The organism is Alphaproteobacteria bacterium HT1-32, assembly GCA_009649675.1.
Taxonomy (GTDB): domain Bacteria; phylum Pseudomonadota; class Alphaproteobacteria; order Rhodospirillales; family HT1-32; genus HT1-32.
On sequence record WJPL01000003.1, the window covers coordinates 324309 to 349794 of the forward strand.

Below are 25486 nucleotides of genomic sequence, written 5' to 3' on the forward strand. Positions count from 1 at the left end.
CGGTACAGCATGGTAGTTTGAGGCAATGGGAATAACGACAAGTTGGACATTATGACACGGCAGCAAACGCTCTTCGACAAGATCTGGGAAAGCCACACTATTCTGGAACAACCGGATGGCGATACATTGCTGTATGTCGACCGGTTGCTGACACAGGAAAACTCCTTCCATGCCTTCGACAATCTGCGACGCGACGGTCACAAGGTTCGCAATCCCGGACAGGTCTTCAATTTTTCCGACCATTATGTCGCAACACGGCAGGATGGCGCGAAGCCGGACCCGGCCATCGCCAAGATGGTCGAAATCATCCGCGCGGACGCGGAACAATATGGCACAAGACTGTTCGGCCCGGATGATCCGGACCGGGGCATCCTGCATGTTGTCGGCCCGGAACAGGGCATCACCCAGCCCGGCCTGATTATCGCCGGAGCAGACAGTCACACATCAACCCATGGCGCACTGGGTGCTTTCGGCTTCGGCGTCGGCTCCTCGGAAACCGCTCATATCATGGCAACCCAGTCAATCTGGCGGAAGCGGCCGAAGACCATGCGAATCACCATTGATGGAAAACTTGGCTATGGCGTATCCGCCAAAGACATCATTCTCGCCATCATCGGGAAAATCGGCGCCGGCGGGGCTGTCGGGCATGTCATCGAATATGCCGGATCAACCATTGCCGATATGACGGTCGAACAGCGTATGACCGTCTGCAACATGTCGATTGAAGCCGGCGCCCGCGCCGGACTGGTGTCACCGGATGCCAAAACCATCGATTATGTCAAAGGTCGCCCTTATGCACCTTCGGCAGAAAGCCTGGACAAGGCCGTTGCCTTCTGGCTGGCACTGGCCACAGATGACGGTGCCACATTTGACCGGGACATAACACTGGACGCCGCTTCGGTGGTGCCCATGGCAAGCTGGGGAAATTCTCCGGAAGACGTCTCTCCGATTGACGGAACCGTCCCTGATCCGGCCTCAGAAACCAGTGATTTTCGCCGCAAGAAAATGGAACGCGCGCTCGATTATATGGGTCTGAAGGCTGGCATGAAGCTGACAGATATTCCCATTGATCAGGTTTTTATCGGGTCCTGCACCAATGGCCGGATCGAAGACCTGCGTGCCGCCGCCGATGTCGTGAGGGGACGCACGATCAAGATTCCGGGAATGGTTGTTCCCGGTTCCCGCAACGTAAAACGCCAGGCAGAGGCGGAAGGACTGGATCAGGTTTTCATTCAGGCCGGTCTGGAATGGCATGATGCAGGCTGTTCCATGTGCGTCGCCATCAACGGCGACAATGTCGCCAAGGGCAAACGCTGTGCCTCGACATCCAATCGCAATTTTGAAGGACGTCAGGGCAGGGGCTCGCGCACCCATCTGGTCAGTCCGATGATGGCTGCTGCTGCCGCAATCACAGGACATCTGACAGATGTCCGGGAACTGGGAGAGGAGGGCCGGTCATGAAGCCTGTTACCAAAGTCAGCGAACGTGCCGTTGCCATTGACCAGATCAATGTGAACACCGATCAGATTTTCCCTGCCCGGTTTCTTAAAAACCCGAGATCCGTCGGTTATGAACAATTCCTGTTTCATGATCTCAGATATGATGAATCCGGCGCAAAACGGGAACAGTTCCCCCTCAATAAGGAGGCCTACAGCGATGCTGCGATCATCGTCAGCGACCAGAATTTTGGCTGTGGCTCATCGCGGGAAGGTGCCGTTTATGCGCTCGTTGACGCCGGTTTCCGTTGCCTGATCGCACCGAGTTTCGGTGATATTTTTGCTGCGAACTGCGTCAAGAACGGCCTGCTGACCGTCGTTCTGCCGGCCGATGTCTGCGCTGAACTGAGACAGCAGATCACCGACAGCAATGGGGCACCGATCAGTGTCGACCTTCCGGCGCAGACCGTGGAAGCACCATCCGGTGAAAAGCACCATTTTGATATCGATCCGTTTGCCAAGGAATGCCTCACCAAGGGCCTCGATGAAATTGGCCTCACCCTGACTCACGCCGACAAGATTGATGGGTTTGAGGAAAACTGGCGCGCAAAAACCCCCTGGCTGGAGGCCAATGTCTGATGAGCAAGCAACTTGCAGGACTCGTGCTCCGGGAAATCAAACTTCCCCTGCATACCCCCTATAAACTTTCCTATCGTAACTACACCGAATTCGAGCCGATCATTGTTGAAGCCATTGGAGAAGATGGTGTTATCGGCTGGGGTGAAGGACATATTTCCCCTGGTTCCAGCAGCGAGACCCGGGAAGGGGGCTGGGCCTTTGTCAAAGAACTCTCAGCCAAAATTACTGGTATGAGTCTGGCGGATGCCAAAGCAGAAGTCACCCGCCGCATGGCCGAGAGCAAGGTTGCCGCAACCTCTATCATTACCGCCATCGAGATGTTGCAGAACCACAGCATCCTGACGGTTGATGCCGACACCCGGCTTCCCCTGCTGACCCCGTTCAATGCAAATGACGATGAAGGTATTGCACGGGAAGTCGAACAGCGGCTCGCATCCGGCTTCCGGACTTTCAAGATCAAGGTCGGGCAGGATGTCGAAGACGATATCAGGCGATTTGGCGTCATCCAGAAATATACAGCCGGACGCGCAACCCTGCGCGTGGATGCCAATCGCGCCTATTCACGCGAAGACGGGATCAAATTCTCCTCATCAATCAACCCGGAAGGGGTGGAACTGTTTGAGCAGCCCTGTGATTCGGATGACTGGGATGCCAATGCCGCTGTTGCAGCCGCCTCGAATGTTCCGCTCATGCTTGATGAGCCGATCTGTGCACTGCCGGACATTGAACGGGCGGCAACCATCAAGGGCGTCGGTTTCTGCAAACTCAAGCTGAAGCGGTTTGGCGGTCTCGACCTGCTTCGCGAATCACTTGATGCTGTCCGGGAACATGGCATGGAGCCGGTGCTGGGCGATGGCCTGTCGAGCGAAATCTGCTGCTGGATGGAAGCCTGCGTTGCCCGTCACACCATTCGTAATGCCGGAGAATTCAACGGCTTCCTGAAGCCTTCGGACCGGCTGTTCGCCAACCCGCTCCGGTTCGAGGATGGCGATATTGTGATGCCGGCCGGCTACTGGCCAAAGATTGACCGGGACAAGCTGAAAGAAGTTGAAGAACGGCAGGAGCGTTACGGAGAAACCTCCCCGGATTAATCCATCCCTGCTGTGTAGAATCGTAAGACCATGGTAAGTTCCAGAAGGTAGGCTAAAGAAAACCAAAAACACTCACGCCGAAAGCAGAGACATATGGCTGAAACAATTGACCGCGCAATCCTGATCCTGGACGCTTTTCTTGAAGGTCCGGCAGCGCTGACCCTCACAGCCATCGCAGAACGTACCGGTTTGCATAAAACCACGGCGCTCCGCCTCTGCACCTCGCTGGAAAGTCACGGGATGCTGGTGCGGGGAGGCGACCTGACGTTCAGACTTGGGCCGAAGGCCTGGCTTCTCGGGCAGGCATTCTCGCGAACCTCGCCGCTGGAAAATACGATCCGACCATTACTTCGTGAAATTGTCGACCGGGTTCAGGAAAGTGCCTCCTTCTATGTCCGGCATGGCGACCGGCGAACCTGCCTGTTTCGGATAAACTCCCCGCTGACAGTCCGTCACCACCTGAACGAAGGGGCCAGCTTTGCCGTCGGCAGTGGTGTGACCGGTCGCGTCATGCTGGCTTTCTCAGGTGATGAGGGTGAAGAGTTCGACCGGATCCGTGCTGACGGTTATCTCGTCGACGAAGGCCGGGAACCCTATACCACATCAGTCTCCGTGCCTGTGCTGGTCGCTAATGAACATATGATCGGCACACTGGTGGTGTCCGGTGTCACCACCCGTTTCAGCGATGAATCACGACAGATCGCGCTCCGGATGGTTCAGGAAGCAGCAAAGAAGATCAGCCGTGTGGCCGAAGGAACAACCGACGTCGGCTTCCACAGCGAAAGCGCTTCTGTCGAAATTCGCGAACCGGTCCCGCAAACCACTTGACGATTTCATACAATGAAACTACTGTTTCACTCAATGAGATTGCGTCTCTTTGAATAAACAGTGGAGAATGAAATGTCCGGACTAGCAGCAGCCGTTAAAAGCCAGGTTGAAATTGTACCTTTCGATGGGCCGCTCGGCGCCGAAGTGCGCGGGGTCGATCTGGCGCAGGGTATTACCGCAGATGACTTCGCAATCATTGAGCAGGCATGGAACGACCATCTTGTTCTGATCCTGCGAAATCAGAAAATCAGCGACGAAGACCTGATGGCTTTCAGTGAATTCTGGGGCGAGCTTGATCCGCCGGCACCGAATCCCTACGGCAAGCAGATGCATCCGAAATATGCGGTCATCAATGTCATCTCGAACATCGTACAGGATGGCCAGCCACAGGGCATTCTCGGAGCAGGCGAGGCGGTCTGGCATGCTGACCTGACTTATATCGATACACCCCCGAAGGCTGCTATCCTGCATTCCCTCGAAATTCCGGATGATGGCGGCAATACCTATTTTGCCAACATGTATGCCGCCTATGAAGCCCTGTCAGACGATATGAAGAAGCGGATCGAAGGCGTGAAGGCCGTCCATGACTGCTCCCATAACAGCGCCGGCCAACTGCGTCGCGGCTATGAGGAAATCACGGATGTCCGGAAAACTCCGGGCGCCCATCATCCGCTGGTCCGGACCAATCCGCGTGACGGGCGCAAATGCCTGTTCCTCGGTCGTCGCCCTTACTCCTATCTTGCCGGCTTTGAGGTTGAGGAAAGCGAAAAGCTGCTCGATCAGCTCTGGGCACATGCTTCCCGACCGGAATTTGCCTGGGGACATGAATGGGCACTGGATGACGTGCTGATCTGGAACAATCTCTCCGTTCTGCATCGCCGCGATCCCTTCGATCCGGACAGCCGGCGCCGTATGCACCGGACCCAGATCAAGGGCAACGAAGTCATCAGCTGACCAGCCCGGGCGGGCCGTCCTGCGGTTCGCCGGCAGATCCAGAACAGGGAACGCCGCGTGATCATCGATCGCGCGGCGTTTCGCATTCTGGGTATCAACACGGATGTCTGATTGCAAAAAGAAAGCCCGGTGCCTGATTGCTCAGGGACCGGGCTTGAAAAACTGGCCAGATAAAGCCAGTGCAGGGGAAGTCAGCGGCCCTTGAACTGAGCCGGGCGTTTTTCCATGAAGGCGCGGCGGCCTTCGATATAGTCTTCAGATGCAAAACAGACGTCGACCATTTCCTGACATTTGTCCATGTCACGGTCTTCACTGTCTTTACGGGTTTCACCGATAATGAACTTCATTGCAGCAACAGTGAGCGGCGCATTGCCGGCAACCGTCGCGGCATAATCCATCACGGTCTTTTCCAGATCAGCTTCGTCAACGATCTGCTGTACCAGACCGATCCGCAGAGCCTCATCCGCATCCATGCGGCGGGCCGAGAACACGATGTCCTTGGCCTGTCCCAGGCCGACCGTATCAACCAGACGGTTGAGACCACCATAGGGATAGCCAAGGCCGAGTTTCGCAGCAGGCAGTCCGAATTTTGACTTCGAGGAACAGAACCGGAGGTCACAACTGACAGCCAGCGCCAGTCCGCCACCAAGGCAGAAGCCATTGACCATGGCAATAGTCGGCTTCGGCAGGGCTGCAATCTTGTCATAGACGACCTTGATCCGCGCATTGTAGTGCGCAACGGCTTCCTGCGATCCGCGTTCTTTCTCGAATTTCGAGATATCAGCACCGGAGACAAAAGCCTTGCCGCCAGCGCCGGACATGACGATCACCCGGATATCATCGTCAGCAACAAAATCCTCAAGAATATCTACCGCAGCATCCCACATATCCAGAGAGACCGCATTATAGCGCTCCGGATTGTTGAAGATCATATGTCCGACAAAACCATGTTTTTCCGCCAGCATCTTGGGTGCTGAGATTTCATCCGTACTCATACAGAAAACTCCTCGATCAAACGACGTTGCGGGATCGCAGGTCAGCAATTTCATCTGCTGACAGGCCAAGCGATTCCAGAATTTCATCACTATGCTCGCCTCTCTCCGGCGGGCTGACCTTCAGCTCGCTCGGCGTCCGGCTCATATGAATTGGCTGTGCAATAAGCTGTGTCTTGCCAAAAGCCGTTGTCTCAATATCCGTGGCAATGCCCAGATGCTTCACCTGCTCATCCGCAAACATGTCACCAACATTGTAAATATGACCGCTTGGCACACCGGCCTTGGCGAACAGGTCAATCCATTCCTTGCTGGTTTTAGTCGGTGTCAGTTCCTCGATCATGCCGTTCAGCAGATCGCGATGGGCAAGGCGGTCTGCGTTATCGAGGAAACGCGGGTCTTCTTTCCATTCAGGCTTGCCAACCGCGTCACAAAGCCGGGCCCAGATCGTATTACCGGCAGCTGCGATATTGATATGGCCGTCTTTCGTCTTGAAAACGCCCGTCGGGATACTTGTCGGGTGGTTGTTTCCTGCCTGTTCGGGGATTTCATCATGAACCAGATAGCGGGCAGCCTGAAAATCGAGCATGAAAATCTGCGCCTGGAGGAGGGAGCTTTGTACCCACTGCCCCTTGCCGGATTTCTGGCGCTCCATCAGCGCGACAAAAATACCGAGTGCTGCAAACAGGCCGGAGGTCAGATCCGCAATCGGAATGCCCACGCGCATCGGGCCACGCCCCGGTTCGCCGGTAATTGACATCAGACCACCCAGTCCCTGGGCAATCTGGTCAAAGCCGGGACGCTTCATGTAAGGGCCGTCCTGACCAAAACCGGAAATCGAGGCCAGAATGATCGCCGGGTTTACCGCTGCCAGACTGTCGTAATCGATCCCGAGACGATGCTTCACATCAGGCCGGAAATTCTCGACAACAACATCCGCTGATTTCACCAGCTTCTTGAGCAGGGCAACGCCGTCCGGGTCTTTCATGTTCAGGGTGAGGCTGCGCTTGTTGCGCTGCAGATTCTGAAAATCTGCGGTGTGCCGTTTCGCGCCAAGCGCGCCGTCTGCTTCCAGCGCTTCCGGCATTTCCACCTTGATGACGTCGGCGCCCCAGTCGGCAAGCTGACGGACACATGTCGGACCGGACCGGACCCGTGTCAGGTCAAGAACACGGATATGGTCCAACGCGGTTGAGGCAGGTACGTGTGGCATGTTGGGATGATTCCTTTCAGGGCTGTTGCGCAAAGGGCGCAAGATCAATCACTGCATCACCGCGGAGAACGCCTGATGCATGGTTGTACAGGTGGTCGGCCTGAGCCGCCGAATAACCGCCAAACTGAACATTGGCAGTGAATTTGGTTTTCAGTTCGTCATCTGTCAGCGGCTCTGTCGCGCCACCACGCATATGTGGCTGGATGGCCTCGACGGTACTGCCGTCTTTCAGGGTTGCACGAACATGACCGCGATAACTTGCGGGGTAGGGATCCTTCGGATCAATTTCATATCGTGTCAATCCGGCGATATGAAGCAGATCCGCATTGGCAATCCGTTCGTCAGTAAACTGGGCCAGTCCCGCTGCGCCGTCCACCAGTCCGGCAGCAACGCAATAGGGGGTCGAAAACTTGGCCGCATAAGGTGTCGCCGGCTTCTGCTTGCTGGCCAGTGGCTCCCAGAGACGATGAACTGTCCCTTCACCACACTTGCACTCAATTCGTGCGACCTGATCAGGTGTCACACCCTTGTTGCGAAGGGCAATGGCGCAATCCACAAAGGGCTGCGTCATGGTGCCACAGGCATAAGGTTTGAAGGCAATGGAGGCATAGAGCCAGTTTCTTCCCAGTCCACGGTCAATCTGACCAAAATCCCGGTCAATTCCGGGCTTTGCAAATCCGAGGAAGAATCCGTGTTCACCTTCGATAACACTTTTCGGGCCGGTAAAGCCGTTCTCTGCGAACAATGCCGCACGATAACCGCAATGTGCCGCCCATCCGGCATGCAGACGCTTCGTTGACGAACCATCCGCCAGATATTCGATAATGCCCGAGGCCATTGATCCGGCAATACCCAGAGCACGGGACATCCGCTCACCATCCAGGCCAATCGCAACCGAAACAGCCGCAGCGGCTGCCAGAGCGCCTGCAACTCCAGTCGGATGAAATCCGGCACGGTGAATCGCTGTTGGCGCAACAACCGCGAGGCGGCACATAAGTTCACCACCGGCAGCGATACCAAGGCGGGCACGTTCTGCCGACAATCCCCGGGCCTCACAGGCAGCCAGGACGGCCGGAACAACAACCACACCGGTATGCACCGGCGTTCCCTCGAAAGTATCGTCATAGTCTTCGCCATGACCGGCAACGCCATTGACCAGCGCCGCATCCTGTGGCGCAAGTCCGGTCGCATGACCAAAGGCAGTACCATTGCCTTCCGCAGGATGGCTGGCCAGCAACGCGCTTACGTAATCTTCACGCCGGGCGGAAAGTGCCAGACCGACCACATCAAGCATCGAGCGAGCCGCCTGATGCACAACGGCCTCCGGCAGGTCATCCGAAACCAGAGAGGTGGCCCAGTCCGAAAATTTTTCAGCCCGGGTCATGTGGATGCATCCCGCAGAACCATCGTCAGACGGTCTGCATCCACATAACAGGTTACCATCAGGCTGCTGCCTTCGCCGCCCGCTTGCGGAACTTGCGAACCAGCGGCCACAGCAGGCTGACTGCTGTCAGCAGGAAGAAGAACAGCGCAATCGGGCTTTCAAACATCCGCCACCACTGATTATCCATGATGATCATCGCCTGACCGAGTTTTTCCTCAACGATCGGACCGAGAACAACACCCATGATCAGCGGAGCAGGGCCAAAGCCGTGCCGGTTCATCAGGAAGCCGATGACCCCGGATGCCAGCATGATCCAGACATCGAACACAGAACTCGCAAAGGAGTAGGCACCGATCACCGAAAAGGTGAAGACTGCCGGCCAGAGGAACTGTTTCGGGATCATGGTAATCCGCGAGAACACCTTCGCACCAAGGAAACCGATGCCCAGGAACATGAAGTTCGCCAGCAACATGGCACCAAAGATCGCATACATGAACTCGGGCTGGTTATTGATCAGCTGCGGACCCGGCCGGACACCATGCATGATGAGTGCGGCAAGAATGACAGCCGTCGACCCGCTGCCCGGAATACCGAGAGCAAGCGTCGGAACCATTGCGCCACCGGTTGCAGCATTATTCGCGGCTTCCGGACCGGCAATACCTTCCGGACAACCTGTGCCGAACTCTTCCGGAGTCTTGGACCAGCGTTTCGCCTCATTATAACCCATGATGGCAGCCACGGTGGAGCCTTCAGCCGGCAGAATACCGATGAAAGTACCAATGCCTGAAGACCTCAGTACCGTGCCGATAACCCGGCGGAAGTCTTCTTTCGACGGCAACTTCACGACGACCGATGTAATCCGTTCATAGGCAACATTGGCCGCGTTGGTCTGTGACAGCAGTTCACCGATAGCGAACAGGCCGATAAGCACCGGAATGAAGCTGATGCCTTCAGACAATTCGGGAATGCCGAAGGTGAAACGTTCAATACCCGTGACCAGCTGGACACCGACAGTACCGATCAGCAGACCGACAAAACCGGAAATCAGGTTACGGATCGCGGAACGGCCACTGATCGTCGCCAGCATGGAAAGGGCGAACAGCGTCAGCGCAAAATATTCGGTCGGCCCGAATTCAAGCGCTACAGCAGCCAGAGCGGGGGCCGCTATCAGGAAGATCAACAGGCTGATGACGCCACCGATAACACTGGAGAACGTCGCCAGACCAAGTGCCCGTCCGGCTTCCCCGCGCTTGGCCATGGGATAACCGTCAAGTGCCGTCGCCGCAGCAGGCGGAGCGCCCGGAGCATTGATCAGAATGGCTGTGATTGACCCGCCAAAAGTGCCGGCACAATACAGCGCAGCAAGCATGCCGATGGCAGATGCCGGCGGCAGCGAAATCGTAAAAGGTAACAGAAGTGCGATCGCCATCGGTGAGCTCAGGCCGGGCAGGGCACCAACCAGCACACCGACAAAAACACCAAAAAAGATCGCGAGAATGGCTGGCCCGTTCGATATAAGAGACAGGCCCTCAAACATTGCGTCCATGAAACTGTCCTATTCGAAAAAGACGGAGAGCAGACCAGGCTCGAAATGCACCTTCAGTGCATAATTGAACAAGGCCCAGATGCAGAGGGTGAAAATCACCGTGAAGGAAAGGATCGCAAACGGCCGCCGCTCACCCCACATCAGGGGCATAAGCAGGCAGTTCAGGATCACCGTCAGCAGCGCACCGAGCGTCGGCATCTGTGAGGCAATGACAATCATCAGCAACGCCGTCAGGAGGGTATTCCTGGGCAATGGTTTTTCACGGCCTTTGTCGAGACTCTTTGCGCCACCTTCAACGAAGCGGTGCTCAAACGGAATCACGACACCAAGCGTCATGATCACCACAAGAATGCATTGTGGATATATCTCCGGAGCCATTCCGGTACTGAACAATGCCGACACTTCATCAAAAGACGTGGTGACGTAGAACAGCCAGAGTGAAACAGCGTAGAGAATAAGGGTTACAATGAGATCAACGCGATGAACGAGCGGAGCATTGCTCCGCCCGTCATTCGCCAACGAACTGGAATCAGTCATCGGATTTTCCCCGGTATCAACTTATTTGATAATGCCGAGTTCCTTGAGAGCTGCTTCTGATTCGACATATTCCGCCTTCAGCTGCTTGTCCCATTCGACGGTACCGGCAACTGAATCTTCAGGGGTCAGGCCCGAACCCTTCAGATAGGTGGCAAACATTTCATGCTTCATCGCCTTGACCAGCTTCTCGGACAGCTTGTCGATGATTGCCTGCGGTGTTCCGGCGCGGACAGCATAACCACGGGTGGTTGAGGCCTTCACGTCCCAGCCTTTTTCAACAGATGTCGGAACATCCGGGTATCCGGCCAGACGCTTGGCAGAAAGCACGACCAGCGCATTGACGGAACCGTCTTCGATCTGCGTCACAGCTTCGGAGACGTTCGGCAGCGTGGCTTCGATATCACCGGAAAGCAGCGCCTGGATCATCTCGCCGCCGGAACCGAACGGAACCGCCTTGAATTTGATACCGGCCGCTTTGGCGAAACGTGCCAGTGCGATATGCTCGGTACCACCGATCTGCGCAACACCCCAGTTCAGCGGAGTCGTTTTCGACGCGGCAACCAGTTCATCAATGGTTTTGTACTTGCTGTTCTTACCGACGGTAATGAATGTCGGATCATCCATCGCACGGACAACACCAACCATGTCATTAATGCCCATCTTCGATTTGCCCTGGGCAATCGTGTAGAGATGAGTCTGGGTCAGAGCGAGGAGCGTGTAGCCGTCAGCCGGCTTCGACATGACGTATTCCTGTGCCGAGGAACCGGAGCCGCCACGCTTCGAGACGATGGCAATATCCGTGTCCAGTTCTTTCCGTGCACGGAGAGAAACCATTCGTGCAGTCACGTCGGTACCGCCGCCGTAGCTGGAATGAATAACGATTTCAATCGGCTTGCTCGGGAAATCATCCGCAGCGCTAGCGAATGTCGGCGCAAGAGTCAGCCCGGCAGCAACCGCGCCGGCAGAGAGCGTCAGGAGACGCCGGGAAAGGGTAAATGATGTCACAGTGTATCCTCCCAGAAGTTTATGTCTGCTTGTTGCAGATGATCGTTCATACGATGAACGATTTGTTTCATCCAGTGCATTCTAGATTTCATCGAATGAAATTTCAATCCCCCATAACAAGGCGGACCAGGTTAACTGCCAGAATGTTGCTGGCCAGGTTTCACCAGCTCCGGTCCCTTTTGTCAGAGGAGACCGCTTGCCTTCACGCCATCAAAGATGAACTGAACCGCAAGTCCGGTCATCAGTACACCAACAACCCGGGAAACAACCTGCAAACCGGTCACACCCAGTAGTTTCTGAACCTGTGTTGCAACCAGAAGCAGCAGGAAAGTAAGCAGAAGCACGCTCAGCAACACCGCAACGACGACCAGATGAGCCAGCGTATAGGACTCAGCATTGGAGACCAGCAGCATCGTCGCACCGATAGCTCCCGGCCCGGCAATCAAAGGGGTTGCCAGCGGGAATACGGAAATATCGTCACGTGTCACAGCTTCTGCATTTTCCTCATCTGTGGTCGAGGTACTGCCGGAATGACGGGCAAAGACCATATCGATGGCAATCAGCAACAGCAGCACGCCACCTGCCGTCCGGAACGCCGCCAGCGAGATGCCGAAAATATCAAGAACAGCCCGTCCGAATATGGCGAAGACAAGCAGGACACCGGTCGCAATCAGGACGCCCTTCAGGGCGATGTTCCGGCGCTGGGCAGGGGTTTCATCCGGGGTCAGTGCCGCAAAAAGCACGGCGACATCCGGCGGCCCTATCGTCGCGAATAAAGTCGTAAAGGCAATGATTGCCGTCTCAAGCATGCGCAACCTCAACTGTCTGACGGCAATTCTTGCATCATGAAGTTGTAACGTCCACAGGGCTCACCAGAATCGCCACTATTCCCCCAAGTTCTTTGACCTCCACCGGATAATATCGGATGGTCTTGAACTATATTTCACCCGGTTGAGTGAACGAGCGCTGATGAGAAAAAAGCCGAAGTCTCCTGAGCCTGCCAGCAACATCCCTCTATCAGAGGAAAAAGGTATGACATCAGTGGACTATGCGCTTGTTTTTGAAGCACAATCGACTGGCATCGCCATTGTCAGCCCGGACGGGGTTATACGCCAGTCCAATACGTCCGCACGCAACATACTGTCCAACACCGGGAACATTCTCGACGTTTCACCGGAAAGGCAGACGGAGTTCGGAGATCAGAAAGAACGAAAACGTCTTATACAGGCACTGGGGGCGACTGCTGACGGCGACCGGAGCGAGATTGAGATCAGAGTCACAAACAAGGGACTGGCCGTCACACATCTGCTGCTGACCATTGCACCTTTTTCTGCCGATTCGTCTGATGCCATTATCGTTGAGATCAAAGACATCTCGATGGAGCGCCAGAGCGAAGAAATTCTGGCAAATCTGAACAGCGACCTGGAGAGTCTTGTCGACAGCCGGGGCCGTGAACTCGGGGAATTCACAGAACGATATGAAGTGCTGTTCCAGACTTCTGCTGTCGGCATCCTGCTGCATGATCAGGGCACCCTGTTCATGGCCAACAAGGCGGCGGCAAGCATGTTCGGTTATGCATCCCCTGAGCAGCTTCTCGCAGAAACTGATATCTTCGGACTGGTTACCGATCAGGACCGGGCTCTCATAGAAAATGACATCCGATGCCGCACTGCGGGCGAACCTGTTCCTGACAGCTACGAAATACAAACCAGAATGCGTGATGGCTCATCTTCATGGGCCGTCGTTTATATTACCCAGGTCCCATGGCGCGACCGGATCGTCACGCAGGCAACCATCATTGATATTGGTGACCGCAAGCTCATCGAAGAAGCTCTTGCACATTCCAATGACCGCTACAGCTCCCTGATTCAGGAGACACCTCTGGGAATCTGTGTACAGCGGGACTTTGAGTATCTGTTCTCAAATATGACCTACGCCCAGATGCTGGGTTATGAGCATCCAGAAGAAGTCATCGAGAGAAGTACGCTGGAGCATATTTCTCCGCAAGAACACAGCCGTATGATGCGCAATGCCGAATTGCAGCGAACCGGATCCGGCGAGGCACCACGGATATACGACTATGCCGCCGTCAGGGCTGATGGCTCACAGGCAATCTTCGAAAACCGGGTCAGCCAGGTAAACTGGGATGGCAAACCGGCAACGCTTTGCGTGATGATCGATGTCAGTGAGCGGGACCGCGTGCGCCGTGACATGGAAACCAGCGAACGCAACTTCCGGACTATTGTCGAAAATTCCTTTCAGGGCATCGTCATTCATGACGAAACCGGCATTCTGTTCAGCAACAAACCGGCTGCAAATATTTTCGGTCTGCAAGAGGCCGACGACCTCAAGACCCTGCCAACACTTGATACGTTCATACATCCGGATGACAAACAACGAACAGCCCGGCCCTTTGCACCGCCTCATAACGACGAACGCCGGAAGCAACATCGTCTGAGGGTTATCGGACGCGACAAGACTACCCGATGGGCGGAAGCAACCTCAGGATGGATCCACTGGGAAGGTGGTAAAGCCGTCCAGACGATCCTTCTGGACATCACAGACCAGATCAAGGCTCAGGACGAACTGGAACAAAACCGGGAACATCTGACGGCAGCAATCGAGTCCCTTCCGGGCGGGCTGATAATGTACGACCGGGACAGCCGGGTTCTGCTGTTCAACACACAATATTCCCAGATGATGGGCTTTCCTGCAGATTATATTTCTGTCGGAATGGACCGTGCTGAACTCCACCAGCAGGCAAGTTCTCGTGGTTATTTCCGGGAAAAAAATGAAATCTACCAGAACGTCCATGACTACCTTGCATCCTACAGATACAGGGAAAATTCCGTCTACGAAGTCGAGATGGCGGATGGACGATGGATCCGGTGCGTTGACCGGGTAATTCCCAATGGCAGCCGTGTCTGCCTGAGAATGGACGTCACCCGCGAACGTCTGGCGCAACGCGAACTCCGTCTGGCAAAAGGGCAGGCAGAAACAGCAAACCGGGCAAAATCAGAGTTCCTGTCCAGCATGAGCCACGAGCTTCGCACCCCCATGAATGCGATCCTTGGCTTCAGTCAGTTGCTGGAAACCGACATTGATGCCCCCCTGAATGACGAACAGCTCCGGTTTGTTTCCCAGATCGCCAAGGCTGGTGACCATTTGCTCAAGCTTATCAATCAGGTGCTTGATCTGGCGAAGATTGAATCCGGCAAGAGCGAGATCGACATCGTCGATGTCCATCTTCTCGACCTGATACAGGAATGCATCGGTCTCAGTTCATCACTCTCCAAACAGATGGGGATCCACCTGATCTGCGACACGGGAAAAGTCACGGGCATCTTTGTTCGCGGAGATACAGACCGGCTGCGTCAGGTGCTGATCAATGTTCTGTCGAATGCCATCAAGTACAATCGCGCGAATGGTACGGTGACAATCGACATGGAAACCATGTCTCCCGACAAACTGCGCATTCTGGTCAAGGATACCGGAATCGGCATTCCCGCAGACAAACATGACAAGGTTTTCGAAGCCTTCGCCCGGCTCGGAGCAGAAAACAGTGGCATTGAAGGCACCGGTATTGGCCTGACATTAAGCAAGAGACTGATTGAGCAGATGGACGGTGATATCGGTTTCGAGAGTGTCGCCGGCGAAGGCAGTACATTCTGGATAGAACTGCAGATCGCTGATGTCACAAACATGATGCCGCCCACAGCCATCGACGGCACCTCAACAGCCCAGGAAACACCCCCTTCAACAACACGGACAACCGTGCTGTATGTCGAAGACAATGCTGCAAACATGATGCTGATGGAAGAGGTCGTCTCACGGATCGAGGGCGTGACCCTGTTGACCGCAACAACTGCCGAAATCGGCCTTTCACTGGCGCGTAATCATCAACCCGACCTGATCATTCTCGACATCAATCTGCCGGGAATGGATGGATATGAAGCACTAAGTATCATTCAGAATGAAACGAAATTGCTGAATACGCCGGTGGTCGCATTGAGCGCAGATGCCATGCCGCAGCAGGTAGAGCGCGGTAAAAAAGCCGGGTTTCAGGATTACCTGACAAAACCGATCAATATCCGGGAAGTGCGGAACCTGATACAGTCATATGCTGAAAGTGGGGAAAAATGACCAATGATGAAGCGCTTGTCTATATTGTCGACGACATCGAGGCTAATCGCGACCTGCTGCTGAGCCTCCTGAAGAAAAACGGTATCGCAACAGAAGCATACGGAACGGCAGACCAGTTTCTTGACGAGATGGCAGCCGACAGGCCGGGCTGCATCCTGCTTGATATCCGGATGCCTGGCATGGATGGCCTGACTGCATTGCGTGAGCTGCAATCCCGGGAATGCCCGTTGCCGGTTATCATGGTCACCGCACATGGCGACGTACCTGTTGCGATCGAGGCCATGAAAAGCGGAGCCTTTGATTTTGTCGAGAAGCCGATAAATACCCGGCAGGTCCTGGCCAGCGTCGAGCAGGCAATTGGCATCAGCCATCGCAACATACTCGACCGGCAGGAACTTCTGAAGGCCCGCGAGGGGCTCGAAAGCCTTTCGCAGCGGGAACGGGACGTGCTCAATCTTATTGCGGGCGGGTTGATGAACAAGCAGATTGCCTTTGAACTGAGCATCAGTCAGCGAACTGTTGAGGTCCATCGCTCACGCGTCATGGAGAAAATGGGCGCAATCACCGTTGCAGACCTTGTTCGCTCCTCACTTCTGGTCGGAATCGGCAAGGAAGACAGCTGACAGCATCACATCAGTCCTGCTGGATCAGACTGATTCCAGCAGTCCGAAAAATCATTTCTATCGTGGATAACCGCAATTGCCCGGACTATCCATGTTCGCCATTCTTCACCGAATATCAAAGCACTCGTCAGTACTGAAAGTCTCAGAGAGATGATTTCCAACTCGACCATCACCCGGTCACGTATCCTCATCGTCGACGATTTGCCGGTGAATGTGATGGTATTGGAAGCCACTCTTCGCAGAGATGGCTTTACCGATATTACGACAGTGACAGACCCCCGGATGGTCGAAAGTCAGGTCAGCGCCAACGAGTATGATCTGATTTTTCTTGATATCAGAATGCCTCACATCAACGGGTTCGAGTTATGTGAGCGACTGGCCTCGAATGTTGCGGATGATGATTATCTTCCGGTCATTGTTGTTACCGCACAAACCGACAAAGAGACCCGGCACCGGTCATTGCAACTCGGCGCAAAAGACTTCATCACCAAACCGTTTGATAATCAGGAAATCCTTTCCCGAACCCGGAATTCACTCGAAATTCGCGCCCTCTACAAGGAGCGCCGCGACCATGCTGCCCTTCTTGAACGGAAAGTTGCGGAACGGACCCGGGAGCTGGAAGACGCCCAGCTCGAAATCGTCCGTCGTCTCGGCATTGCCTCTTCCTTCCGCGACAATGAAACCGGCGCGCATGTGCAGCGCATGAGCGAAGGCTGCCGGCTGATTGCCCTTGAAGCCGGCCTTGGCGATACATTTGCCCAGATGATCCTTCGCGCAAGCCCGATGCATGATGTTGGTAAAATTGGCATTCCCGACGGTGTTCTGCTGAAACCCGGTCCGCTGAATCCCGACGAATGGGCCACCATGCAAACCCACGCCCAGATTGGGGCAGACATGCTTGCCGGCCATCCGTCACCGGTCATGCAGATGGCCGAACGTATTGCGAAAACTCATCATGAACGGTGGGATGGCAAGGGCTACCCGAACAAGCTGTCCGGAGCAGAAATACCGGTTGAAGGTCGTATCTGTGCGGTAAGCGATGTTTTTGATGCCCTGACCTCACGGCGTCCCTACAAGGAACCCTGGTCGGTTGAAAAGGCAATTGCCTATATCAAAGATGGCGCAGGCACCCAGTTCGATCCCGAAATCGTAGAATGCTTCCTGCGGGTTGCCCGCCAGATCGCCCAGTTGCGCATGCTCACCCCGGATGAAGAACCGGGACAATCAGTCACTGCCTCAGCAGCGCAAAAAAGAGACGCTGACGCAGCCTGATCCAGCGAAAACCCTCTCCCTTTTTTTCAGGAAGAGGGGTCTGTGTTCTGGCAGACCGGTCGTCGGCTCAGAAGGACGCCAGTGTCTTCCGCAAAATCGTCCCCATTTCATCGATATGGCTTTCATTACATATCAGCGGCGGGGAGAGCAGGGCGCAATCACCGGTCAGCTTGACCAGCAGCCCCGCAGCATAAAGCGCCTTCATCACCTCATAGCCGCGCTTGCCGGGCTTTTCATCGACAGAAAGATCGATACCCGCCAGCAGACCAATCGACCGGATGTCGGTCACCAGACCAAATTCCTTCATGGAATGAACCATCTCCTGAAACGGTCCGGCCATCTTCGCAGCATTTCCGAACAGGTCTTCGCGCTCATAGATGTCCATGGCAGCAACACAGGCCGCAGCAGCAGGAACCGATCCTGAATAGGTATATCCGTGGAAGAACTCAACGGCTGTCGGGCCACCTGACGAAATGATGGTCTCATACACATCATCACTCACCGCAACCGCTCCCATGGCGACCGTGCCATTGGTCAGGGCCTTGGCCATCGTCACGATATCGGCCTTAACGCCGAAGACACCATCAGAGAACGCGGTCCCCATACGGCCGAATCCGGTGATAACCTCATCGAAAATCAGCAGGATACCGTTGGCATCACAGATTTCACGCAGGCGCTGCAGATAACCTTTTGGCGGCGGCAGGCAGCCCGTTGAACCGGCAACCGGTTCGACAATGCAGCAGGCAATCGATTCGGCCCCATAGGTATCGACAAAGCCCTGCAGATCTTCCGCCTTGTCAGCACCGGTTTCCGGCTGCCCTGCCACGAAACGCTCATCCTTCGACCAGGTATGGCGCATATGCAGAACACCCGGCAGCCCCGGTCCGAACACTTCCTTGTTCTTCACCATGCCGCTGACCGACAACCCGCCGAAATTCACACCATGATAGGCACGCTGGCGACCAACAAAGCGGGTCCGCATCTTGTCATTACGGGCATAATGGTAAGCCAGAGCAATTTTCAGCGCCGTATCAACCGATTCCGAACCGGAATTGGTGAAAAAGACATGGTTCATGTGATCCGGCAGAATGCGCGCAACCTTGCGGGCAGCCTCGAAACTCAGTGGATGAGCCGTATTGAACGGAGGGGCATAATCCAGCTGCTCCAGCGCCGTATAAATGGCATCACGCACTTCCTTGCGACCATGACCGGCTGCAACACAGAACAGCCCTGCGCAGCCGTCCAGAAGGCGACCGCCTTCATGGTTTTCGTAATACATGCCATCTGCTTTCACGAGCAGGCGTGGCGATTGCTTGAAGTCCTTGTTGGCCGTAAACGGCATCCACTGACTTTCAAGGTCATTGGTCGTGAACTGGATGGTCATCGCAGAACTCCCGAAAATGGCGCAGCACAGGCGCTTTGTTGCTGACACAAAACTATGCCAGTGCCTTGCACCAAAACAGCGCCAGAATATTCGTTTTGGTTGGGCCACAGCAGAGTTTTGGTTATAAACTGGCCCCATGAGAGAATTTCTGTTCCACATGCCTGATGATAACGGGCTTCCCCTGCAGACCCGGATCCGGCAGATGATCGTCACTGCCATTCTGGATGGTCAGCTGGCCCCTGGCGCAACCCTGCCATCCTGCCGAAAACTGGCCAAAACGGTTGGTGTTGCCCGTAATACAGTGGTTCTCGCTTACGAAGGTCTGGTCGATGAAGGCTTTCTCAATGCCCGCGAACGAAGTGGTTTTTTTGTCAGCACAGATGTTGTCGACGGGCGGCTGAAGGCCTTACGCGGCGAAATGCCGGCGCCGACTGAGATCAGCCAGAAAGAACAGATCGATTGGTCCAGACGCCTGCGCAGCCCGGCCCGGGACGCCGTTATTGTCCGCAAACCGGCGGACTGGCAGAATTTCCCCTTTCCCTTTATCTCCGGCCAGCTGGATCCCGGCCTTTTTCCGCTGGCCGAATGGCGGGAATGTTCACGTCAGGCCATGGGGCGGGTTGCCGTGCGCGACTGGGCCAATGACGCCCGGATCGAAGATGATCCCGATCTGATCGAACAGGTCAGAACCCGCATTCTGCCGCGACGTGGTGTCCGCGCGTCAGAAAACGAGGTTCTGATTACCGTTGGTGCCCAGCATGCCCTCTGGCTGATTGCCTCACTGCTGGCCACGCCACGATCCCTGGTTGGTGTCGAGAACCCTGGATATGTTGATGCCCGCAATGTCTTCGGCGCGGTCACCCGGCAATTGAAACCACTCGCCATTGATGAATCCGGTCTCATCATCGATGAGCAGATTGATGATTGCGACCTGGTCTTCACCACCCCCAGTCACCAGTCACCGACCACCGTCACCCTGCCGCTGGAGCGGCGCCGGGCATTGCTCGCCAAAGCGCATGAAAAAGACTTCATCATCATTGAGGATGACTACGAAGCCGAAACCAATTTCGTCGGCGACCCGACACCGGCACTGAAGTCACTCGATACAGAGGGCAGGGTGCTCTATGTCGGCAGCCTGTCAAAGACACTGGCTCCCGGATTGCGCATCGGCTATCTCGTCGCCCCCGCTGAAGTCATTGCCGAGGCCCGGCGATTGCGCTGGCTGATGATGCGACATGCGCCAACCAACAATCAGCGAACGGCGGCTCTTTTCCTGATGCTTGGCCACCATGACAGCCTGATCCGACGGTTGCACAAGATCTACAGCCAGCGCTGGAACGCCATGCGGGACGCTCTGGAAAAACATCTGCCGGACAGCCATCGCGCCCCGACCTTCGGTGGCTCCAGTTTCTGGGTCGAAGGCCCTGACAAACTCGATTCCGACCGGCTGGCTGCTCAGGCCCTCGATCACGGCATTGTTTTTGAACCGGGCTCCGTACATTTCATGGGAGAGAACCCGCCAAGAAACTTCCTCCGGATCGGCTATTCCTCCATATCGATGGAGCGAATTGAACCGGGCATCGAACGACTGGCCTCCCTGATACGCTCCGCCTGCTGATCAGTTACACAGCAAAACAAAATCACCTTTAAGCAGGAAACATATGTCATCCTGAACTCGATTCAGGATCTGCAGCAGGCAAAAAAGCAGCTCATCGAATAAAATATTATTATTTGATAACAAATAAGTATGGATAGTTTTTAAAGCTCTATCAAAGTCATTAAAGTTCAGGATGACAAAAAATCCGGTTACCGGAGAGCCATCAGCCCAGCGGTAGGGCTGCACTTGCCTTGACCTGACGGAGCGCGAAGGAACTTTCGATGGAGGCAACGCCGGGAATCCGAGTCAGGGTCTCCTTCAGGAATCGCTCATAATCTGCAAGGTCGCGGGCGACGATACGGAGCAGATAGTCGCGGGGACCCGTCATCAGATAACATTCCAGCACCTCCGGACATTCCCGCAAAGTCGCTTCAAACCGGTCTAGCTGTTCTTCCACCTGATGCTCCAGCTTTACCGACACGAATACGGAAACCGGCAGACCGACAGCATTCTGGCTGACCTTCGCTGCATAGCCTTCGATCACACCTGCCGATTCCAGGGCGCGCAGCCGCCGAAGGCAGGGACTGGGGCTAAGGCCAACCCGCTCGGACAATTCCTGATTGCTCAGCCGGCCATCACCCTGCAATGCGCGGATGATATTTTTATCAATGTTATCCAGTTTCATTTAGCAGGTTCTTTCACTCAACATCAGAAGATGGTCACAATCTTGCGAAATCAATTTTGATTTTGGCAAATACGCGAGGAAATGCCAGAGGGTTTCAGCTATGATCTGCCAAAATCAGCTATTCAACCGGAGTATTCTGCCATGACCACCGCCGACGAGATTGAAATTCTGCGCGAATTACAGCGCAAGGTGCTCTGGCTTTCCTCCTGGACGATCCACAATGCCAACCATCTCCGCGACAAACCCGACGGATTGAAGGTCGGCGGCCATCAGGCCAGTTGCGCCTCCATGGTCTCCCTGATGACAGCGCTCTATTTCTCGGTTCTGCGCCCGCAGGATCGTGTTGCCGTGAAGCCCCATGCCAGCCCGGTATTCCATTCGATTCAGTATCTTCTTGGCAACCAGACCCGTGAAAAGCTGGAAAATTTCAGGGGCTTTGGCGGCGCGCAATCCTATCCCAGCCGCACCAAGGATGTGGATGATGTCGATTTCTCCACCGGGTCGGTTGGCCTCGGTGTCGCCATCACGGCCTTTGCCTCCATGATTCAGGATTACGTCCGGGCCAAAGACTGGTCAAAATCCGTACCGGAAGGCCGGATGGTGGCTCTGGTCGGTGATGCCGAACTGGATGAAGGCAATATCTATGAGTGCCTGCTGGAAGGCTGGAAACATGGCCTGCGCAATACCTGGTGGGTGATTGATTATAACCGCCAGAGCCTCGACGGCGTGGTGCGCGAAGGCCTCTATGACCGCATCGAGAAAACCTTCGCCACCTTCGGCTGGGAAATCGTCACCCTGAAATACGGTGCCCTGCAACAGGCTGCCTTTGAAGAGCCGGGCGGCGAGGCCCTGCGCAACTGGATCGATAAATGCCCGAACCAGCTCTATTCGGCGCTGACGTTTCAGGGGGGTGCCGCCTGGCGCAAGCGTCTGCTCGACGAACTGGGCGATCAGGGCGATGTCACCGGACTGATCGAGCGGCGGAGCGATGCCGAACTGTCAGACCTGATGACCAACCTCGGCGGTCATTGCCTGCCAAGCATTCTCAATGCCTTCAACAGTATTGATCATGACCGTCCGGTCTGTTTCATCGCCTATACCGTCAAGGGCTGGGGCCTGCCGCTGGCCGGCCACAAGGATAACCATGCCGGGCTGATGAACCCCGCACAGATGGGCGAATTCCAAACCTCGATGAACATTCGGGCTGGCCATGAATGGGACTTCTTCGAAGGACTGAGCAAGCCGGAGAAAGATATCAGGGGATATCTGTCGGCAGTACCTTTCAATGCAAAGGGCCCCCGGCGTTATCAGTCGCCAACCGTACCGGTCGAAAATTTCCCGATGATTTCCGGCTCCGACATGTCGACCCAGGAAGGGTTCGGCAAAGTCATGCTGGAACTGGCAAAGTCGGACAGCGCACTGGCCGAACGCATCGTCACCACGTCACCGGATGTTACCGTCTCGACCAATCTTGGTGGCTGGGTGAACCGGCGCTCGCTGTTTGCCCGTGATGAAATGGCTGACATCTTCCGGGACGAAAAAGTCGCCAGCGCCCAGAAATGGATTTTCGACCCGAAGGGACAGCATCTCGAACTCGGCATTGCCGAAATGAACCTGTTCCTGCTGCTGGGGGCGGCTGGCCTGTCGCATTCCCTGTTCGGTGAACGTCTGCTGCCGGTCGGCACATTGTATGATCCGTTTATCCAGCGCGGTCTCGATGCCCTTAACTATGCCTGCTATCAGGATGCCCGCTTCATGGTTGTGGCCACGCCGTCAGGCGTGACGCTGGCACCGGAAGGCGGTGCGCATCAGTCCATTGGCACACCACTGATCGGCATGTCGCAGGACGGTCTGGCGTCGTTTGAACCGGCCTTTGTCGACGAACTGGGTGTCATCATGGGCTGGGGCTTCGAATATATGCAGCGCGACGGAGCAGGGGACCCGGGCGAACAGACCTGGCTCCGCGATGAGACCGGGGGCAGCGTTTATCTTCGCCTCTCCACCCGTACTCTGGAACAGCCGAAGCGTGAAATGACGCCGGAACTGCGTGAAGACATCATCAATGGTGCCTACTGGCTGCGTCGCCCCGGTCCGAACGCCGAGGCCATCGTCGCTTTCACCGGCGTCGTTGCACCGGAAGCGATCGAGGCTGTCGGTATGGCAGGGGAAGACCGGCGGGATATCGGCTTGCTGGCCATTACCTCCGCTGACCGTCTGAACGCTGGCTGGACTGCGGCAGAACGCGCCCGGCAACGCGGCGAGACACATGCCATGAGCCATATCGAGCGGCTCCTCGCACCCTTGTCCCGCGACTGCGCGATCGTTTCCGTGCTCGACGGCCATCCGGCAACTCTGGCCTGGCTTGGCTCCGTCTACGGCCATCGCATGAAGTCACTGGGGGTCGAGCATTTCGGGCAGACCGGAACCATCGGTGATGTCTATCGCCAGCACGGCATCGACCGTGAGGCAATCCTGACAGCCCTCGACGCCATCGCCGGTCGCCGCCCGATCCGCCATCTGCGGGCATTAGCGTAAGATACAAAAGCGGACTGAAGAGCAATCAGCGCAGGTCCCGGAACCCGGCTTATGTCGGTTCCGGGACTGGCCTGAGACTGGTGTCCGGACGTCCTGTCAGGCAACCAGTGCCGCAATAGCTGCTGCTGTAAGGCGGGCTTCGGGCGGGTCTGCGCGGGAAGTCAGGACGATAGGGATTTTCGCGCCCATCACGATGCCCGCCGCACAGGCACTGCGGAAATAGACCATCATCTTGAACAGGCCATTGCCCATCTCGATGTTCGGGACAACCAGAATATCGGCATTTCCGGCAACCGGACTGTCGATGCCCTTCAGCCTTGCCGCCTCCGGGCTGACAGCATTATCAAAGGCCAGCGGCCCATAAATATCGGCATCTGCAATACCCGTGGCAGGATCGTTTGCTGCAGCAGACAGCTCAGCCATCAGTTCGCTTGATGGCATCGAGGCAATCGGCGTCTCCGTCCCAGACAGAAGAGCCGCCTTCGGTCGGGAATTTCCAAGCTTATGGGCCAGTTCCACGGCATTACGGGTAATATCCATGAGACCGGCCAGATTGGGTGCCACATTAACGGCCGCGTCCGTGATCATCAGCTCCTTGTCGCTGCCCGGCACAGTCATGTGAAAGATATGGCTGACCCGTCGTTCGGTCCGCAGGCCAGCGCTGCGGGTCAGGACCGCGCGCATCAGGTGGTCCGTGTGGATCTGCCCCTTCATCAAAGCCCGGACATGCCCGTCAGCCGCCATCGCAGCCCCTTTGACGGCTTTTGCTGCCTCATCCTGCTCGTCGACAACCTCGACAGCGGAAATATCCCAGCCGATAGCTGCCGCACAGTCCCTGATCCGGTCAGCCCGGCCAATCAGCACCGGCTCGATCAGACCGGCATCTGCCGCCGACCGGGCACTCTCCATAGGCAAACGGTCATCAGCACCAACAACGGCCATACGAACCGGCGCCAGATCTTTAGCCAGTTCCAGCAAGCGGGCCGGAGCTTCAAAGGGCAGGGTGGAGAGCATTATTTCGTTACCTTGATCACAAGTTTCGGCGCCGGGCCGTAAATATTGTCGATGAACCAGATATAGGTCCGCTGAAAACCTTCCTCGACCACCCGGTCCGCATTCTGCTGGATCACCTTTGCATCAGTGCGCACACGAAGCTGGCCCTGCATCGACAGGCCCATCTTCGCCAGTTGCTGCTTCTGATCGGTACGAAGATAAGCCCCCCGGACCGTGATCTCCTCGACCTCGGAATTGTACTCGATGGTCATGATCTTGGCGTTACGCCGGATGAAGAAGACAGACCGCACCAGCCCCAGATGGCCATGCCGTTCATATTTTGCTGAATAGCGGGACCGACCGAGATGTTTTACCTCTGTCAGTCCGGAATTCTCCAGATCTGTCCAGACATCCTGTATCCGGGTTTCACGTTCCTCGCTATCCTGCAGAGTGCCGTCAAGCAGCGCCCGGTGCAGCGGCAGGCTGATCAGCTCTCCTTCAAAGGCCAGCCCGAAAGCGCCTTTCTTGTCGATAACGATTTCCGCATCGAATTTCTGCGGCAGAAAACAGCCGGAAAGGGCCATCACCGTCAGCAGGGCTGCGGTCAGGGAAAGCAGGCGGCGTTTCAT

At 55.8% G+C, this 25486-nt stretch carries 21 protein-coding genes; 10 read left to right on the top strand and 11 right to left on the bottom strand.

Annotation, left to right across the window (positions count from 1 at the left end):
• Positions 1–51 precede the first annotated feature (51 nt).
• The 5 genes from leuC (at position 52) to GH722_16930 (ending at position 4948) form a co-directional block, all read left to right on the top strand.
• Positions 52–1461: a 3-isopropylmalate dehydratase large subunit gene (gene leuC / locus GH722_16910; GenBank protein MRG73453.1), complete on the top strand. Its 1410-nt coding sequence runs from the start codon at positions 52–54 to the stop codon at positions 1459–1461.
• On the top strand, positions 1458–2075 hold the full coding sequence (gene leuD, locus GH722_16915) for a 3-isopropylmalate dehydratase small subunit (GenBank protein ID MRG73454.1): 618 nt from the start codon (positions 1458–1460) through the stop codon (positions 2073–2075). Before leuC ends, leuD begins: the two co-directional genes overlap by 4 nt.
• Complete coding sequence (locus GH722_16920) at positions 2075–3166, top strand: hypothetical protein (protein MRG73455.1); 1092 nt, start codon at positions 2075–2077, stop codon at positions 3164–3166. The genes leuD and GH722_16920 overlap by 1 nt, the downstream gene beginning before the upstream one ends.
• A 93-nt stretch (positions 3167–3259) precedes the next feature.
• Positions 3260–3994, top strand: a complete 735-nt coding sequence (locus GH722_16925; protein MRG73456.1) for a helix-turn-helix domain-containing protein — start codon at positions 3260–3262, stop codon at positions 3992–3994.
• Positions 3995–4066: 72 nt separating this feature from the next.
• A complete protein-coding gene (locus GH722_16930) occupies positions 4067–4948 on the top strand; it encodes a TauD/TfdA family dioxygenase (GenBank protein ID MRG73457.1) in 882 nt (293 codons plus the stop codon).
• 191 nt (positions 4949–5139) lie between these two features.
• Here the strand turns inward: GH722_16930 and GH722_16935 are convergent, their stop codons facing one another.
• The 7 genes from GH722_16935 to GH722_16965 form a co-directional block, all read right to left on the bottom strand.
• The gene (locus tag GH722_16935) at positions 5140–5943 is read right to left on the bottom strand and encodes an enoyl-CoA hydratase (protein MRG73458.1); all 804 of its coding nucleotides are present in this window, start codon (positions 5941–5943) and stop codon (positions 5140–5142) included.
• A gap of 16 nt (positions 5944–5959) precedes the next feature.
• Positions 5960–7153, bottom strand: a complete 1194-nt coding sequence (locus tag GH722_16940) for a CoA transferase (GenBank protein MRG73459.1) — start codon at positions 7151–7153, stop codon at positions 5960–5962.
• 16 nt (positions 7154–7169) lie between these two features.
• Entirely contained in the window at positions 7170–8537 is a 1368-nt protein-coding gene (locus GH722_16945) for an MmgE/PrpD family protein (protein MRG73460.1), read from the bottom strand.
• 58 nt (positions 8538–8595) lie between these two features.
• Complete coding sequence (locus tag GH722_16950; protein MRG73461.1) at positions 8596–10083, bottom strand: C4-dicarboxylate ABC transporter permease; 1488 nt, start codon at positions 10081–10083, stop codon at positions 8596–8598.
• A 9-nt stretch (positions 10084–10092) separates the two neighbouring features.
• Positions 10093–10620, bottom strand: coding sequence for a hypothetical protein (locus GH722_16955; GenBank protein MRG73462.1), 528 nt, complete (start codon positions 10618–10620; stop codon positions 10093–10095).
• 21 nt (positions 10621–10641) lie between these two features.
• Positions 10642–11625 (bottom strand): tripartite tricarboxylate transporter substrate binding protein, encoded by a 984-nt coding sequence (locus tag GH722_16960; protein ID MRG73463.1) that lies wholly within the window; start codon positions 11623–11625, stop codon positions 10642–10644.
• A 182-nt stretch (positions 11626–11807) separates the two neighbouring features.
• Entirely contained in the window at positions 11808–12434 is a 627-nt protein-coding gene (locus tag GH722_16965; GenBank protein ID MRG73464.1) for an NAAT family transporter, read from the bottom strand.
• Between the two features lie 160 nt (positions 12435–12594).
• On the opposite strand from GH722_16965, the gene GH722_16970 reads away from it, so the two are divergent.
• From GH722_16970 to GH722_16980, 3 genes are all read left to right on the top strand, one after another.
• Positions 12595–15768 (top strand): PAS domain S-box protein, encoded by a 3174-nt coding sequence (locus GH722_16970; GenBank protein ID MRG73465.1) that lies wholly within the window; start codon positions 12595–12597, stop codon positions 15766–15768.
• Positions 15765–16391, top strand: coding sequence for a response regulator (locus GH722_16975; protein MRG73466.1), 627 nt, complete (start codon positions 15765–15767; stop codon positions 16389–16391). Before GH722_16970 ends, GH722_16975 begins: the two co-directional genes overlap by 4 nt.
• Before the next feature lie 150 nt (positions 16392–16541).
• Complete coding sequence (locus tag GH722_16980; GenBank protein ID MRG73467.1) at positions 16542–17663, top strand: response regulator; 1122 nt, start codon at positions 16542–16544, stop codon at positions 17661–17663.
• Between the two features lie 67 nt (positions 17664–17730).
• On the opposite strand, the gene GH722_16985 is transcribed toward GH722_16980, so the two are convergent.
• Positions 17731–19047: an aminotransferase class III-fold pyridoxal phosphate-dependent enzyme gene (locus GH722_16985; protein ID MRG73468.1), complete on the bottom strand. Its 1317-nt coding sequence runs from the start codon at positions 19045–19047 to the stop codon at positions 17731–17733.
• A 157-nt stretch (positions 19048–19204) separates the two neighbouring features.
• On the opposite strand from GH722_16985, the gene GH722_16990 reads away from it, so the two are divergent.
• Entirely contained in the window at positions 19205–20665 is a 1461-nt protein-coding gene (locus GH722_16990; GenBank protein ID MRG73469.1) for an aminotransferase class I/II-fold pyridoxal phosphate-dependent enzyme, read from the top strand.
• Positions 20666–20867: 202 nt separating this feature from the next.
• On the opposite strand, the gene GH722_16995 is transcribed toward GH722_16990, so the two are convergent.
• Entirely contained in the window at positions 20868–21329 is a 462-nt protein-coding gene (locus GH722_16995; protein ID MRG73470.1) for a winged helix-turn-helix transcriptional regulator, read from the bottom strand.
• A gap of 141 nt (positions 21330–21470) precedes the next feature.
• Here GH722_16995 and GH722_17000 point away from each other — a divergent pair, with 141 nt between their 5' ends.
• Entirely contained in the window at positions 21471–23864 is a 2394-nt protein-coding gene (locus GH722_17000) for a transketolase (GenBank protein ID MRG73471.1), read from the top strand.
• Positions 23865–23960: 96 nt separating this feature from the next.
• Here the strand turns inward: GH722_17000 and GH722_17005 are convergent, their stop codons facing one another.
• Both GH722_17005 and GH722_17010 read right to left on the bottom strand, forming a co-directional pair.
• Positions 23961–24878 carry a bifunctional enoyl-CoA hydratase/phosphate acetyltransferase gene (locus GH722_17005; GenBank protein ID MRG73472.1) on the bottom strand — a complete coding sequence of 306 codons (918 nt, stop codon included), beginning with the start codon at positions 24876–24878 and terminating at the stop codon, positions 23961–23963.
• Positions 24878–25486, bottom strand: coding sequence for a hypothetical protein (locus tag GH722_17010; protein ID MRG73473.1), 609 nt, complete (start codon positions 25484–25486; stop codon positions 24878–24880). The genes GH722_17005 and GH722_17010 overlap by 1 nt, the downstream gene beginning before the upstream one ends.

What these genes read in the sequence shown, in the direction of transcription:
- leuC (MRG73453.1), top strand. Translation starts at nt 52, where the DNA reads ATGACACGGCAGCAAACGCTCTTCGACAAGATCTGGGAAAGCCACACT.
- leuD (MRG73454.1), top strand. Translation starts at nt 1,458, where the DNA reads ATGAAGCCTGTTACCAAAGTCAGCGAACGTGCCGTTGCCATTGACCAG.
- GH722_16920 (MRG73455.1), top strand. Translation starts at nt 2,075, where the DNA reads ATGAGCAAGCAACTTGCAGGACTCGTGCTCCGGGAAATCAAACTTCCC.
- GH722_16925 (MRG73456.1), top strand. Translation starts at nt 3,260, where the DNA reads ATGGCTGAAACAATTGACCGCGCAATCCTGATCCTGGACGCTTTTCTT.
- GH722_16930 (MRG73457.1), top strand. Translation starts at nt 4,067, where the DNA reads ATGTCCGGACTAGCAGCAGCCGTTAAAAGCCAGGTTGAAATTGTACCT.
- GH722_16935 (MRG73458.1), bottom strand. Translation starts at nt 5,943, where the DNA reads ATGAGTACGGATGAAATCTCAGCACCCAAGATGCTGGCGGAAAAACAT.
- GH722_16940 (MRG73459.1), bottom strand. Translation starts at nt 7,153, where the DNA reads ATGCCACACGTACCTGCCTCAACCGCGTTGGACCATATCCGTGTTCTT.
- GH722_16945 (MRG73460.1), bottom strand. Translation starts at nt 8,537, where the DNA reads ATGACCCGGGCTGAAAAATTTTCGGACTGGGCCACCTCTCTGGTTTCG.
- GH722_16950 (MRG73461.1), bottom strand. Translation starts at nt 10,083, where the DNA reads ATGGACGCAATGTTTGAGGGCCTGTCTCTTATATCGAACGGGCCAGCC.
- GH722_16955 (MRG73462.1), bottom strand. Translation starts at nt 10,620, where the DNA reads ATGACTGATTCCAGTTCGTTGGCGAATGACGGGCGGAGCAATGCTCCG.
- GH722_16965 (MRG73464.1), bottom strand. Translation starts at nt 12,434, where the DNA reads ATGCTTGAGACGGCAATCATTGCCTTTACGACTTTATTCGCGACGATA.
- GH722_16970 (MRG73465.1), top strand. Translation starts at nt 12,595, where the DNA reads ATGAGAAAAAAGCCGAAGTCTCCTGAGCCTGCCAGCAACATCCCTCTA.
- GH722_16975 (MRG73466.1), top strand. Translation starts at nt 15,765, where the DNA reads ATGACCAATGATGAAGCGCTTGTCTATATTGTCGACGACATCGAGGCT.
- GH722_16980 (MRG73467.1), top strand. Translation starts at nt 16,542, where the DNA reads ATGATTTCCAACTCGACCATCACCCGGTCACGTATCCTCATCGTCGAC.
- GH722_16985 (MRG73468.1), bottom strand. Translation starts at nt 19,047, where the DNA reads ATGACCATCCAGTTCACGACCAATGACCTTGAAAGTCAGTGGATGCCG.
- GH722_16990 (MRG73469.1), top strand. Translation starts at nt 19,205, where the DNA reads ATGCCTGATGATAACGGGCTTCCCCTGCAGACCCGGATCCGGCAGATG.
- GH722_16995 (MRG73470.1), bottom strand. Translation starts at nt 21,329, where the DNA reads ATGAAACTGGATAACATTGATAAAAATATCATCCGCGCATTGCAGGGT.
- GH722_17000 (MRG73471.1), top strand. Translation starts at nt 21,471, where the DNA reads ATGACCACCGCCGACGAGATTGAAATTCTGCGCGAATTACAGCGCAAG.
- GH722_17005 (MRG73472.1), bottom strand. Translation starts at nt 24,878, where the DNA reads ATGCTCTCCACCCTGCCCTTTGAAGCTCCGGCCCGCTTGCTGGAACTG.
- GH722_17010 (MRG73473.1), bottom strand. Translation starts at nt 25,486, where the DNA reads ATGAAACGCCGCCTGCTTTCCCTGACCGCAGCCCTGCTGACGGTGATG.